This is a genomic window from Acidiferrobacter sp. (assembly GCF_054609335.1).
On record NZ_JBTRWP010000066.1, the window covers coordinates 1 to 12,836 of the forward strand.

Consider the following 12,836-nt stretch of genomic DNA (forward strand, 5'->3'; position numbering starts at 1 on the left):
CGGCGTCTGCGGACTCAAGCCGTTATTGCTGTCGGACCCCGTGGTCGCAACGTAGTACGTCTGGCCCGTGCCGGCGCCCGGGGTATTCAGGGCAAGCCCCAGGGGGATAGTGCTGCCGGTGATGGGCGTGGTGGTGCTGGTCGCCGTGGTGTTGTTCGACGATTGGGTGCTGGGGGTAGGCGAGCTGCTAGCGCTCCCGCCGCCGCTTACACAAGCGGACAGGGAGGCGGCGATAGCCATGGGAAGTAAGAGTTTCTTCAGTGAAAGGGTCGTATTCAGGGAAGGCTTGGTTTGACCAACCATTGTGATTTTCTCCGTCAAGGCATCATCCTGCGAGTTGCATCCATATCGAGGCAGGTAGATACAAAAAGTGAATTCGCAATCCCTGGCGATGCAGCGGATGTTGGGCTACCCGGCAAGTGTCCAGATAGCCGTTCCTGACAAAGGCACAAAGATCCGGGATGTATGGAATCGTGCGGTCGAACCGGGGGGACAGACGGTCTTTCGAGGGGCGCCGATTGAGGTGCGCGCCATAGCCCGCGCGAGGGCGCGCCTGGCGCAGCGGGGCTTGCGCGGTGGGTTTTGGGCGATGGGCGGAGCGATTCTGATCAGAGCGCGAGAGTCGAACGCGCCGCCGCGTTCATGAACGTTCGTGGCAGGTGGCCCCTATGGATGAGTTCGCCCGCTGCGCTTGTCCCCTTTCGATACTGCCGATGCGAAATCGGCGCGGGTAGACTGGCCACTGATCAGTAAAGAGGGTTCCCATGAAGGCGGCGCTTCCGAAACACGTAGGCTTTATTCCGGATGGCAATAGGCGTTGGGCGCAGGACAAGGGCTTTCCTCGCGAGCAGGGCTATGCCTTTGGGGTGGAGCCTGGCATCCGCCTCTTCGAGCATTGTCGGGACATGGGCATACCCGAGATCTCGATTTACGGATTCACGCGCGACAACACCAAAAGGCCTGCGGCGCAGAAGGCGGCCTTCGCCGAGGCGTGCGTCCAGTTTGCCCAGGAACTGACCAGACGGGGCGCGGCATTGCTGGTACTGGGTGACGAGAATTCACGGGTGTTCCCGACAGATCTGCGTACCTATAGAGAGCGTCGCGGGACCGGGATGAAAGTGAATCTCCTTGTTAATTATGGGTGGGACTGGGATATAGACGGGCTGCGTCACGGGAAGCTGCGCTCAAGCGATGTCTCGCGCATCGATCTCGTTGTACGGTGGGGGGGAGGCCGCCGTTTGAGCGGTTTCCTCCCAATCCAGTCGGTGTATGCGGATTTCTTTGTCGTCGACGAGTACTGGCCTGACTTTCAGATGGCGCAGTTCGAGGCCGCCCTGCGCTGGTTCCGTGCGCAGGATCGCACCCTGGGGGGCTAGGAGCGTCCCGCACCCCTATCGGGGCAGGCACCGTGATAGGATCGCAAGATCACCGTATTCGGAGGGGGGCGGACGTGGATCGGGAAAGCGGCGAGGTGCGCGCAACGAAGGAAGCGATGACCTGGGGGAGTTTGCTTGCGTCGGCCCGCCTGGGTGCCTCGGCGCCGCAGACAACGCCGGCTATGGGGCGCAGCGAATTTCAGAGAGACTTTGACCGCATCGTCTTTTCCTCGGCGTTTCGCCGCCTCCAGGACAAGACTCAGGTGTTTCCTCTGGCCGAGAGCGACTATGTCCGCACGCGACTTACGCATAGCCTCGAGGCCTCAAGCGTCGGACGCTCCTTGGGCACGCTCGTGGGGGCGGGCCTGCGCGAACGTTATCGCGAGATCGACGACCTCGGGGTATCGCCTTCCGACATCGGCGCCATCGTCGCCGCCGCCTGTCTGGCCCATGACATCGGCAACCCGCCGTTTGGCCATTCCGGCGAGGATGCCATTCGGCTCTTTTTCGCGACTCACATCTCCGGGCATGACCTGCTGGCGCCGTTATCCGAGGCGCAGCGTGCGGATTTTCTGCAGTTTGAGGGTAATGCACAGGGTTTTCGGATCCTGACGCGCCTGCAAAGCCCCGATAACCGGGGCGGCCTGCAACTGACCCTGGCGACCCTCGGCGCGTTCACGAAATATCCGCGCGCCGCCCGTCACGGCACCATGGAGAAAGCCATCAGCCTGCGCAAGCACGGTTTCATGGAGGCGGAGGAGGGGTATTTCGCGGAGATCGCGCACGGGCTTGGTCTTGGCCGCCGCGCTCAGGGGATCTGGGTGCGTCACCCCTTGGCGTATCTGGTCGAGGCTGCCGACGATATCTGTTACCACGTAGTCGACGTGGAGGACGCCTATCGACTCGGGATATTGCGCTACGAGGATGTGGAAGGGGTGTTGGCCGGCATCATCGACGATGCGAGCCTTGCGCACCGCCTCGGTGCGATGCGCGATGACAAGGGGCGCATCGAGTATCTACGGGCGCGCAGTATCAATGCCTTGGTCGAGCAAGCGGCCCACCGTTTCTTGGCCATCGAAGGTGAGCTGCGCGCCGGGGGCCACGACGTTGCACTGCTCTCCGAGGTGTCGGCCGCTATGGGCATGCAGGCCTTGCGGGCGCTCGGCGAACAACGGATTTACATGGCACCGCCCGTAGTCGAAATCGAAGCGGCGGGCTTTGAGGTCTTGGCCGGGTTGCTCGCGGTCTTCGGAGGCGCGATCGAGGCGCAGGCGCGGGATCAGCTGAACGCCCGTGACCGGATGCGCCTTAAATTGATCCCCCCGCAGTTTCTGGGACCAAACGGCGGAGTGCATCCCGATCCCTACCAGCGTCTCTTGCGCTTGACCGACTTTGTGTCTGGAATGACAGACACTTACGCGGTATCCCTCTACAAGAAAGTGACCGGTATTTCCTTACCTGGCGGCTGAGATTCTTCAGTCGTCCCGCCTCATCCGTCTAATGGCGGACTGAACCGACCCCGACAAATGGGCACAGTCTCGGATACGGAAGATCGTGCGGTCATGTGGCCTTTGGACACGATCGTACTGCCTAAGGAGAGCGGGTATGGACATAACAGAGGGCGAGGGCGCCCTGATGACGGCAATCCAAAATATTCTGATGTCGGGCGGCGTTGATGATCCAGTGACGGAGAGTGAGCGCATATTGGCCGAAACGCGAGACTTGGAGTTCGCAGACATGTGGGAGAGGGCCGTCTCCATGGCGCGCACCCGCGCAAGTGGTGTTCCGCTCGGTTATGTCCTCGGACGTCAGCGTTTCATGGGGGTTGAGATCGAGGTCAACCCGGGTGTCTTGATTCCCCGTAACGAGACTGAGCTCCTAGGTTGGGAGGCGGTGGCGAGACTGCGCGAGGTGCGCGGTGCTCGCGGCATGGGCGCTCGCGTCATCGACATGTGTTGCGGCTCGGGCAATCTCGCCTGCGGGATAGCGCACGCAATCCCTGGCGCGGAGGTCTGGGCGAGCGACCTCATGGAGGACTGTGCCCAGCTTGCCATGCGCAACGCCAAACGCCTGGACTTAGGAGGCAGGGTACACGTAGCGTCCGGCGACCTCTTCAAGCCGCTCGCTGCCATGGGGGCGAGCGCCTGCGATCTGATTGTGTGCAATCCGCCGTATATTTCAAGCCACAGACTGAACCGGGACCGGCAAGACCTCCTGAGCCACGAACCGAGGCAGGCGTTCGACGGTGGGCCCTATGGTCTTTCGATTTATCAGAGACTGGTCCACGACGCGGCCTCCTTCCTCTTGACGGGTGGCTGGCTGCTCCTGGAACTGGGTGTGGGCCAGGCCACCTCCCTCGACCTTCTGTTACAACGATCGGGCTACTACGACCGGATCGAGCTCGTGCCCGACCCCCAAGGGGAGCCCAGGGTGGCTGCGGCCCGACGGGGTCCCGCCATCACGGATGGCCACTGACCTGCATCAGGTAGATGAGTAACGTAAGTCCCATCAGCACCAGCGCTCCCACCATGGCCACGTAAGGGGCTGGATTCCCCACGCCCCTTGCGACGGTCTCATCCATGATGGCGCGCCGGTTGCGCACAAAGCGAATCGACGCCGACACCATCATCAGAATCCCCAGGGCGACAAGCCCGATCCCCAGGAGTTCGGCCATCTGTAGGCCGTGGTGCGCACCCGTTTTTTTGTGAAGGGCCTTGCCGATGTAAATGAGAAAGATGTCGAATTTTTCGACAAGGAACCCAAACGCCATGACCGCCACTCCGGTTCGCACCCAGGCCAGGTAGGTCCGCTCGTTTGCGGCGTGGTCGCCATAGCGTTCGATCATGGTCTCTGTTCTCCTTTCCGGCTCGTGAATACGTGGCGAGCGACCTTAAGCGGTCCGCCGTTCGGCTGATTCAGGGCGCGAACTTCCCATATAAAGTCGAGCCGTTACGCAATCGTACTGACATATGTTGAATTATTCGAGCGCGATTCACAAACGGCTGCGGGGAGGGGCACGTGACGGACACACCACAAAGAACGCACAACGATCCGTCTCCCTTGCGTGGCTGTAAAGGACGCATAGACGTCTTCCGGGCATTGAATCTTGGCGACATGTTATGCGCCATACCTGTCCTACGGGCGTTGCGCGCCACCTCCCCAGACGCCCGTATCCCGGTCATCGGTCTGCCGTGGGGGCGCGAACTCATGACGCGTCACCGGCATTATGTAGATGATTTTCTCCTGTTTCCCGGGCATCCGCAATGGCCGGAGACCCATGTCGGTCGCGCGGATTACGGAAACTTTCGGAAAGCTCTTCCCGGCGACTTTGATTGGTTGATACCGCTACACGGTGATGGACGACTCACCGCCGCGGTTGCGTCGGAGTGGCCGGCCATCCGTTTGGCCGGATCCGTGCGCGCCGGCGTTCGCGACAGTGGCTCTTTCTTTCCTTACCCATCGGGTCATGAGATCGACCGTCTACTGGGGCTCATCCGCGGCCTTGACGGCGACGGTACCTCAAATCTCGAGCTTCCGCTCCACCAGGCGGACTTCGCCAAGCTTTGGGCGGTGCCCGAGTTTGAATGTCTGCGCGATGCGCCCTATGTGGTCGTGCACCCAGGGTCGCGGGATGCGCAACGCCGTCTTGCGCCCATGTTCTTCGAAGAAGCCGTCGGACTTCTCGCGGCGCACACGCGCGTCGTCTTAACGGGCAGCGCGCAGGAGTGGGACGTGAATGCCCGAATCGCTGAGTTCTGCCCAGGAGTGGTGAATGCCGCAGGGGCGACTTCGCTGGGCATGTTGGGAGCTTTGATCGCGGGGGCGCGTTGTCTCGTGACCCACGATACCGGCCCTTCGTATCTTGCTGCGGCGTTCCATACGCCAAGTCTCGTGGTCGTCACGGGCTCGGATCCGGGCTGCTGGGCGCCCAAGGAATGGTGGTGCCACCGCATGCTCGACGCGCGCAGAGGGCTTTCGAGGGAGCGATTTTTGGCGGCAGTGTCGGGTCTTTGGGAGCACGCCGGGAGGGTCGCGTGTTAGGCGGTGACCGCAGAACAAATCTGCCACTGCGTATCCTGACGTGGCATGTGCACGGAAGCTATCTCTATTACCTAAGTCAGCTTCCGCACCAGTTTTACGTGCCCGTGAAGCCTGGGCGACCCCAAGGGTATGGCGGATGCGCCCCGGGGCGGGCGTGGCCACCCAATCTGCATGAGGTCGCCGCCGAGCAGATTCGTGACCTTGCGCTGGACGCGGTGATATTCCAGTCACCGGGCCCTTACGAGCGCGACCAGTACGACCTCTTGACCGAGGGCCAGCGCGCGCTTCCATGCATCTATTTGGAGCATGATCCGCCGAGACGGCAACCGACGGACACGCGCCACGTCGTAGACGACTCATCTGTTCTTTTGGTGCATGTGACGCATTTCAATGCCCTCATGTGGGATAGCGGTCGCACGCCCGTGTATGTGATCCGTCACGGTGTTGCATTGCCGTCCGGGATCACCTTTACAGGCGAGATCCCCCGCGGTCTTGTAGTGGTCAATGACCTGGAGAGCCGCGGCCGCAGGCTTGGCTGGGATGTCTTTGAAAGGGTTCGCAGCCAAATCCCGCTCGATCTCGTGGGTATGGGTTCAAGGGCGCTTGGGGGATTGGGGGAGATTCCGTCCGAGCGACTCCCCGCTTTCATGGCCCGCTATCGATTCTTCTTCAATCCGATCCGTTATGCAAGTCTTGGGCTTGCCGTCTGCGAGGCCATGGCGGTGGGGGTTCCTATCATAGGGCTTGCCACAACCGAGATGCCGAGTGTCATCCGCAACGGCGTGTCGGGTTACGTCTACACCGACGTCGAACAGATGATTCGGAGGATGCGTGAACTCTTGGCGCGGCCGGATCGGGCGAAGGCCCTGGGGGAGGGGGCGAGACGTTATGCGTCCGCACACTTCTCTCTCGCGCGTTTCGCCAGCGACTGGGATATGGCATTGGCGGCGGCGGCGCAACTGCGACGGCTGCACAACGAGAACGTAAGGGCAGGAGGCCTGAATGAGCCAGCGAATTGCGCTTATAAGTGAGCATGCTTCGCCTCTCGCTATTCTCGGCGGTTGCGAATGTGGTGGCCAGAACGTCTACGTCGGGCAGGTCGCCCTGGGGCTGGCGCGACTTGGCTATAGTGTCGACGTTTTTACACGCCGCGACGATATCGCTTTACCCGAGATCGTCCAGTGGGCACAGGCGGTGCGCGTCATACACGTGCCTGCGGGGCCAGCGCGATCGATTCGCAAAGAGGACCTGCTGCCCTATAGGGAAGATTTCTCTCGCTATATGGATTCGTGGCTCCGGCAGGGACGTGGGCGCTATGACCTGCTGCACGCGAATTTTTTCATGTCAGGCGTGGTTGCGCGCGAATTGCAGGAACGCTGGGGACTGCCGTTTGTCATGACCTTTCATTCCTTGGGCGCTGTGCGGCAGCTTCATCAGGCCGGAAGTAACGAATTTCCCAGGGAGCGGAACCTGATCGAGTCGGAAATCGTGGCCGACGCCGATGCCATTTTGGCGGGGTGTCCGCAGGATGCCAGGGACTTGGGATCTTTCTATGGGGCGGCCCCTCACAAGGTGCGGATCGTGCCCTGCGGCTTCGATCCTGTCCAGTTTTCGCCCATGGATAAGGGCGTGGCGCGGCAGGAGATCGGGGTGAGGGGCGCGGGCCCCTTGTTCGTCCATGTCGGTCGTATGGTGCCGCGCAAAGGGGTCGATACCATCATCGAGGCCATGGCGCGCCTTAGGGATCAGTATGGCTTGTATGCCAGGCTCTTGGTCGTGGGAGGAGAGACGGATTACCCGGATGAGCGATCGACTCCCGAGATCGGCCGTCTGAAGCGTATCGCTGCGGCGCTCAGGGTTGACGATCGGGTCATGTTCGTAGGTCGACGCCGACCCGATCAACTGCGCCCCTATTACTGTGCCGCCGATCTTTTCATAACGACGCCGTGGTACGAACCGTTTGGGTTCACACCTCTTGAGGCCATGGCCTGCGCAACCCCGGTTATAGGCTCGGCGGTGGGCGGTATCAAGTACACGGTGCGTCACAAGGAGACCGGATATCTCGTGCCACCCCACAACGCCGCCGCGGTTGCGCTCTATATGGCACATGCCCTGCGCGAACCCGAGGAGCGCGAGAGCTTAGGGCAGGGCGCGGCGGCCCGCGCCGCGTCATCGTTTACTTGGCAGAAGGTGTCCAACATGGTGAGCCAGGTCTATCAAGAAGTCATGGGGCGCGCCGCATCCTCGCGGAGCGCTGTAATCACGCCTTTACGGACCGAGGTGTCAGAGTCGCCCCGTTCATTTCTTAATTAGGGAGGAGAGTTCATGAACGACGCTCTGGCGCGCATCGAGAATAGAGACGGAAGGAGAGAACGAGACGACCAGCATCCAGGCCCTCTGGCGGGACACATCGCACTTGTCATAGGTGGGGCACAGGGTCTCGGTGCGGCCATCTGCAGGAATTTGAGCCAAGCGGGCGCTGCCGTGATCGCAGGGGACTTCCTAGAAGATGAGGAGGATCGGCCGCTCGAAATAAAGGCCACCGCAGTGTTCTCCGGGGATTTGCGCACGCCGTCTCTTCTCGACCGATTTCCAGAGATCGACCAAACGACCTTGCGGGATCTCGCTAATGTCGCGCATACCGTGCGACTTGTGCTGACGCAGCCTGCGGAGACGGTCATCCCCGAGATCATGGCCCGTCCTATGCGAGAGACCTCATGGTTCTGATGCGCGATGCCGCCGTCTTTCTTGACAAGGATGGCACACTCATAGACGACGTCCCCTACAATGTGGACCCGGATCGCATACGCTTGGTCTCCGGGGTGCGGACCGGCCTGCGGCGGCTCCACGAACGGGGCTTTAAGCTGGTCGTCGTGAGCAATCAAGGCGGGGTGGCCCGCGGCTACTTCACCGAAGAGGCGCTCACAAGCGTCGAAGACAGGTTGCGTGATCTCTTGCGCGCCTTCGGTGTGCCCTTGGCCGGCTTTTATTATTGCCCCCACGACCCCATGGGGCGCCTGAAGAACTACTCCATTTCCTGTACTTGTCGCAAACCGCGCCCTGGCCTTTTTCAGAGGGCCGCCCGTGACGGTCATTGCGACCTGACGCGATCCTGGTGTATCGGGGATATCCTTGATGACGTGGAGGCGGGGCACGCCGCGGGTTGCCGCAGCGTGCTCGTCGATAACGGCAACGAGACCAAATGGCAGCTTTCAGACCGGCGCGTGCCTGACTACATAGCGCGCGATATAGACGAAGCCGCAGATTTCATCATCGACGCATCGGGGCCAGGGCGCCCTGTGCGTCCCCATTCGTTCGCACGCTCATGATGGGGCACGATTGGCAAGCGGCACGCAGGCTCTTGGTGGTACGGCTCGATGGTATGGGTGATCTACTCATGACGGGGCCCGCCATACGCGCCCTGAAGGCGGCGGCCGTGGGCCGCAACGTGACTGCGCTCGTTTCGCCGGCTGGGGCGGCGGTCGCGCGTCTCCTGCCCGGTGTTGACGATGTCATAGTCTACCGTGCGCCGTGGATGAAGGGGGTCGATGCCGATGCTGCCATGGATCACGCGGTCATCGAGCAATTGCGCGCGCGCCGCTTTGACGCGGCCGTGATCTTTACGGTATTCAATCAGAGCCCCTTGCCGGCGGCACTCCTCTGCCATCTGGCCCAGATCCCTCGACGTGCGGCCCATTGTCGCGAGAATCCCCATGCGCTCTTGACGACATGGGTGATCGAGAAGGAGCCGGAGCACGGGATACGGCACGAAGTGGAGCGGCAGCTAGGGCTCGTGGCTGAGCTTGGCGCAAGCGCAGGCGACGACAAGCTTGCGATCTCCCTGCCGGAGTCGGCGCGCGCATGGGGTGCGCGTCACCGGGCCGAGGGTCGGCCTATGGTCATCCTGCATCCGGGGGCGTCAGCGTCTTCCCGGCGCTATCCCGAGGAATCCTATGCGACGGTCTTGCGGCTTCTCGAACGTGAGCTCGACGCCGCCTGCGTCCTGGCCGGCACGGATGGCGAACGCGAGCTTTTGCTCCGTATACGCCAGACGGCCCGCAGCGATGCTAACGTGGTCTGTGGCGCGTCCCTTGCGGAGCTTGCCGGGCTCCAACAGTCCGCGGATGTCGTCGTCACCAATAACACTGGGCCTGCCCATCTGGCGACAGCGGTCGGCACGCCCGTGGTCGTGCTTTATGCGCTTACGAATCCGCAGCATGTGCCTTGGGCGGCCGCATCGCGCGTGCTGTCAGCCGACGTTCCTTGCCGCAACTGCTTCAAGAGTGTTTGCGCCAGTGGCCACCACCGCTGTCTGCGAGATGTAAGCCCGCGACAGGTCGTAGACGCCGCGACCGAACTCTTGCTGGACGGTTCGGGCCTCGCCCGCCGGGCCTTATGCTGACACTCGGAATCTCGGGCGGCTTCCATGAGCCCGCGGCAACCTTGATCGAAGATGGGCATGTCGTGGCGGCGCTGGAGGAGGAGGCCTGCGAACCCGGCGGGATGATAGGGTCGACGCGGACGCCGGGACGTGTGTGGCCCGCTCAGGGTGTCGCGTGGTGTCTTGAGCAGCGGGGCGCGAGACTATCCGATGTCGACCATATCGCTTTCGCATGGGATCCTTCCTTGATCCCTGATGTCCGCGAAGGGCCGCTTAGTGTAACGCGCGCAGCCGCCGGGGGGTGTGACGAGCCGCTGTGGGCCACATGGCCGCTCTGCGAGCTTGCGTGGGTGCGCCACGCTCTCGACGCGCGAGAAGTAGCGTTCGGCGCCGAGGCGGCTGGATCGCCTCGATGGCATTATGTCCCCCATCAGTTGTCACATATCGCGGCGGCCTTCCTCACCTCACCATTCGAAGAGTCAGCGATCCTGTGCGTTAATGCCCGGGGCGAACGGTCGGCTACGAGCTACGCCAGTGGTCGGGGAACGACCATCAAGATCCTGGGCGAGATGGAAGCGACGAACTCCCTGGGCCTCTTGTTCGAGCGACTGACCGTGCATCTGGGGTTCGGTTCCGGCACCGGAGAAGACAAGGTCGTGGCGCTGGCGGCACGCGGCAAGCCGCGTTTCCGGGAGGCCTTTACACGCATCGTAACGCGCGCAGCAGGTGGCGGCTATCGCGTGTCCGGTGAGGGGCTCGCTGACCTCCTGGGTCCCGCGCGGATACCGGGAACGAGGATCGAGGCGCGCCACGAAGACATTGCGAGTTCCTGGCAGGAATGCCTGGCGGAGACGGTGGTAGCACTCGCCGCTGAGCTCAAGCAGGAAACCCGGGCGCGCCACCTGACGGCGGCAGGCGGTGTCTTTCGTAACATCGTTCTCAATAGCGCCCTACGCGACTCGGGGCTCTTCGAACAATTCTGGGTCTCGCCGGTCGCGGGGGCCGCGGGGACCGCACTCGGTGCGGCCTTGTGGATTGACCACACAGTGGGCGCGCCCCGCAAGCGGGAACCCGTGCGGGATACCTGCTGGGGGCCACGATTTTCAGCTGAAGATGTTGAGGCGGCGCTCGTGCGAGCGCAGCTCCCCTACGGGCGGCCGCCCGCCATGACTGTTGCCGTCGCGGCGCGCCTTGCGAGCGGCAAGACAGTGGGATGGTTTCAGGGGGCGATGGAGTTCGGTCCGCAGGCCTTGGCTAGCCGGCTCATCCTTGCTACCCCCACGGCGCCAGGCATGGTCGAGACACTGAATGACCTCGCGGGGCGCGACCCTTTTGAGCCCATAGCCTGCGCTGTCTTGTCCGAGGCCGCTGCGGATTGGTTCGAAGACACGAGGTCGGCAAGCTTCCGTTCCTGCCTGGCACGTGTCCGCAACGATAAGCGTCCGCGCATCCCAGCGGCCGCCCACGTCGATGGTACTGCTCGTGTGCAGACCGTGGATCGTGCAGTTCAACCGCTCCTCCATGATGCCATCGAAGCCTTTGGAGCTTTGACCGGCATACCCGTCCTTTTGAGCGCGGACTTTACCACGCGCCATGGCGCGCGCATCCGAACGCCCTTGGACGCCATTGAGGCCTTCGCTTGCCGACCCTTGGATGCCCTGGCGATAGGCCCGTTCTTACTCGAAAAGGGCCGCTGATTCGTGTGGGTCCATGAGCGGCCCGCGTAGGTCAGGCGGTCACTTTCGGGTTTCGGCGCCGATTACTGAAGAGACGCGCGAGGCCTCGTCGCGGACCCTCTGTCAGCGCCCGCATCTCACGCAAGAGCGGGATGAAGGCAAGCGCCGTGTTCAGTCGCGCAAGGGCTGAGACCAGGAACACCCAGAGCAGGCTGTTGCCAAGTGACAGCCCGAACACCCGGATCGTGGCGGGGACATGAGTCTCCAGAAATCCTCCGAGACCTGCGCCCGCGACCAGAGCAAAGGCCGTGAGCACCTTACGGAGGGCGTTATAGAGCGAGCGGCGCTCACGCGATACGCTGTCGTACGCAAAGTTGCCGACGCTCAGGTTGAATCCGACCCAGGCAAAGCCCTTCAACCCGTTTGCGCGGGAATCTCCGCCATTCATGGCGGGGAGGGATAGCGCCGCCGCGCAGCGGCGATACTCCACAACTGGTAAACGAGAGTTTATCATTGTGAACATGAATGAATGGCCAACCACCCAAGCATTGACCTGCAAACTGAAGCTGCTGTTGACCAAAGAGCAGGCGGACGCTGTGCGGTGCACGGCGTTGGCTTACCGGACCGCCCTGAATCACGCTTCCGCTGTCGCCTTCGCTAACGGGAAGATGTCGCAAGGCATGAAGCTGCAAACGCTGGTGTACCAGGAATTGCGGGAACGGTTCGGTTTGCCGCCCCAGATGGCCTGCAATGCGCCTAGTGTAGCGCTTCATTCTGTTTGGAACTTAAACGCCGATTGGCCCGGATCACCTTCTGGAGGATATCGCCGGCCTTGGCTGTCCAGATGAACGGCTTGGGGTTCTCATTATGCACGGTGATGTACTCTGTGATGGCGGTGGTCAATTCCGAGACGCTGCGAAAGACGCCCCGGCGGAGTCGTTCGGTCGTGATGTCGCGAAAGAAGCGCTCGACCATGTTGAGCCACGAGGCCGAGGTCGGCGTGAAATGCATATGAAAGCGCGGATGTTTGGCAAGCCACGCCTGCACCTTGGGATGTTTATGCGTGGCGTAGTTATCACAGATGAGATGCAGCTCTTTGTCTTTGGGTGTTTCCCGATCAATCTGGCGGAGAAACGCGAGCCACTTCGTGTGGCGGTGGCGCTTCTGGCATTGGCCGATGACCTGGCCGTCCAGCATACTGAGTGCGGCAAAGAGCGTGGTGGTACCGTGACGTTTATAGTCATGGGTCATGGTGCCTGCGCGGCCCTTCTTGATAGGCAGTCCCGGCTGGGTCCGATCCAGCGCCTGTACTTGGTTCTTTTCGTCGCAGCACAGCACCAACGCGTGCTCTGGGGGATTCAG

13 protein-coding genes and 1 pseudogene are annotated in these 12,836 nt (G+C 62.1%); 10 read left to right on the forward strand and 4 right to left on the reverse strand.

The window, feature by feature from the left end; all coding sequences use genetic code 11:
* Positions 1–303 (reverse strand): annotated as a pseudogene (locus tag ACYCTF_RS12865) (hypothetical protein); the annotation flags it as partial.
* A gap of 461 nt (positions 304–764) precedes the next feature.
* On the opposite strand from ACYCTF_RS12865, the gene ACYCTF_RS12870 reads away from it, so the two are divergent.
* From ACYCTF_RS12870 to prmC, 3 genes are all read left to right on the forward strand, one after another.
* Positions 765–1,376, forward strand: coding sequence for an undecaprenyl diphosphate synthase family protein (locus ACYCTF_RS12870; RefSeq protein WP_461284226.1), 612 nt, complete (start codon positions 765–767; stop codon positions 1,374–1,376).
* Positions 1,377–1,450: 74 nt separating this feature from the next.
* Positions 1,451–2,845, forward strand: coding sequence for a deoxyguanosinetriphosphate triphosphohydrolase (locus ACYCTF_RS12875; RefSeq protein WP_461284225.1), 1,395 nt, complete (start codon positions 1,451–1,453; stop codon positions 2,843–2,845).
* A 136-nt stretch (positions 2,846–2,981) separates the two neighbouring features.
* On the forward strand, positions 2,982–3,851 hold the full coding sequence (prmC, locus tag ACYCTF_RS12880; RefSeq protein ID WP_461284224.1) for a peptide chain release factor N(5)-glutamine methyltransferase: 870 nt from the start codon (positions 2,982–2,984) through the stop codon (positions 3,849–3,851).
* On the opposite strand, the gene ACYCTF_RS12885 is transcribed toward prmC, so the two are convergent.
* Positions 3,835–4,221 carry a YidH family protein gene (locus ACYCTF_RS12885; protein ID WP_461284223.1) on the reverse strand — a complete coding sequence of 129 codons (387 nt, stop codon included), beginning with the start codon at positions 4,219–4,221 and terminating at the stop codon, positions 3,835–3,837. The genes prmC and ACYCTF_RS12885 overlap by 17 nt on opposite strands.
* Before the next feature lie 173 nt (positions 4,222–4,394).
* Between ACYCTF_RS12885 and ACYCTF_RS12890 the strand changes: the two genes are divergently transcribed.
* From ACYCTF_RS12890 to ACYCTF_RS12920, 7 genes are read left to right on the forward strand one after another with little or no spacing between them, the layout of a single operon-like run.
* Positions 4,395–5,417 (forward strand): glycosyltransferase family 9 protein, encoded by a 1,023-nt coding sequence (locus ACYCTF_RS12890; protein WP_461284222.1) that lies wholly within the window; start codon positions 4,395–4,397, stop codon positions 5,415–5,417.
* Positions 5,411–6,448, forward strand: coding sequence for a glycosyltransferase (locus ACYCTF_RS12895; protein WP_461284221.1), 1,038 nt, complete (start codon positions 5,411–5,413; stop codon positions 6,446–6,448). The genes ACYCTF_RS12890 and ACYCTF_RS12895 overlap by 7 nt, the downstream gene beginning before the upstream one ends.
* Positions 6,420–7,730, forward strand: a complete 1,311-nt coding sequence (locus ACYCTF_RS12900; RefSeq protein WP_461284996.1) for a glycosyltransferase — start codon at positions 6,420–6,422, stop codon at positions 7,728–7,730. Before ACYCTF_RS12895 ends, ACYCTF_RS12900 begins: the two co-directional genes overlap by 29 nt.
* 12 nt (positions 7,731–7,742) lie before the next feature.
* The gene (locus ACYCTF_RS12905) at positions 7,743–8,144 is read left to right on the forward strand and encodes a hypothetical protein (protein ID WP_461284219.1); all 402 of its coding nucleotides are present in this window, start codon (positions 7,743–7,745) and stop codon (positions 8,142–8,144) included.
* A complete protein-coding gene (locus ACYCTF_RS12910) occupies positions 8,135–8,746 on the forward strand; it encodes a D-glycero-alpha-D-manno-heptose-1,7-bisphosphate 7-phosphatase (RefSeq protein WP_461284218.1) in 612 nt (203 codons plus the stop codon). The genes ACYCTF_RS12905 and ACYCTF_RS12910 overlap by 10 nt, the downstream gene beginning before the upstream one ends.
* Positions 8,743–9,819: a glycosyltransferase family 9 protein gene (locus ACYCTF_RS12915; protein ID WP_461284217.1), complete on the forward strand. Its 1,077-nt coding sequence runs from the start codon at positions 8,743–8,745 to the stop codon at positions 9,817–9,819. The genes ACYCTF_RS12910 and ACYCTF_RS12915 overlap by 4 nt, the downstream gene beginning before the upstream one ends.
* Positions 9,813–11,495 (forward strand): carbamoyltransferase family protein, encoded by a 1,683-nt coding sequence (locus tag ACYCTF_RS12920; protein WP_461284216.1) that lies wholly within the window; start codon positions 9,813–9,815, stop codon positions 11,493–11,495. Before ACYCTF_RS12915 ends, ACYCTF_RS12920 begins: the two co-directional genes overlap by 7 nt.
* A 31-nt stretch (positions 11,496–11,526) precedes the next feature.
* Here the strand turns inward: ACYCTF_RS12920 and ACYCTF_RS12925 are convergent, their stop codons facing one another.
* Together ACYCTF_RS12925 and ACYCTF_RS12930 are read right to left on the reverse strand one after the other, a co-directional pair.
* Positions 11,527–11,922 (reverse strand): hypothetical protein, encoded by a 396-nt coding sequence (locus tag ACYCTF_RS12925; protein ID WP_461284215.1) that lies wholly within the window; start codon positions 11,920–11,922, stop codon positions 11,527–11,529.
* 308 nt (positions 11,923–12,230) lie between these two features.
* Positions 12,231–12,836 (reverse strand): IS630 family transposase (locus ACYCTF_RS12930; RefSeq protein ID WP_461284997.1); only part of this gene is annotated, 606 nt, incomplete at its 5' end.

Coding starts and splice junctions, on each gene's coding strand:
- ACYCTF_RS12870 (WP_461284226.1), top strand. CDS start 765: ATGAAGGCGGCGCTTCCGAAACACGTAGGCTTTATTCCGGATGGCAAT.
- prmC (WP_461284224.1), top strand. CDS start 2,982: ATGGACATAACAGAGGGCGAGGGCGCCCTGATGACGGCAATCCAAAAT.
- ACYCTF_RS12885 (WP_461284223.1), bottom strand. CDS start 4,221: ATGATCGAACGCTATGGCGACCACGCCGCAAACGAGCGGACCTACCTG.
- ACYCTF_RS12900 (WP_461284996.1), top strand. CDS start 6,420: ATGAGCCAGCGAATTGCGCTTATAAGTGAGCATGCTTCGCCTCTCGCT.
- ACYCTF_RS12905 (WP_461284219.1), top strand. CDS start 7,743: ATGAACGACGCTCTGGCGCGCATCGAGAATAGAGACGGAAGGAGAGAA.
- ACYCTF_RS12910 (WP_461284218.1), top strand. CDS start 8,135: ATGGTTCTGATGCGCGATGCCGCCGTCTTTCTTGACAAGGATGGCACA.
- ACYCTF_RS12915 (WP_461284217.1), top strand. CDS start 8,743: ATGATGGGGCACGATTGGCAAGCGGCACGCAGGCTCTTGGTGGTACGG.
- ACYCTF_RS12920 (WP_461284216.1), top strand. CDS start 9,813: ATGCTGACACTCGGAATCTCGGGCGGCTTCCATGAGCCCGCGGCAACC.
- ACYCTF_RS12925 (WP_461284215.1), bottom strand. CDS start 11,922: ATGAATGGCGGAGATTCCCGCGCAAACGGGTTGAAGGGCTTTGCCTGG.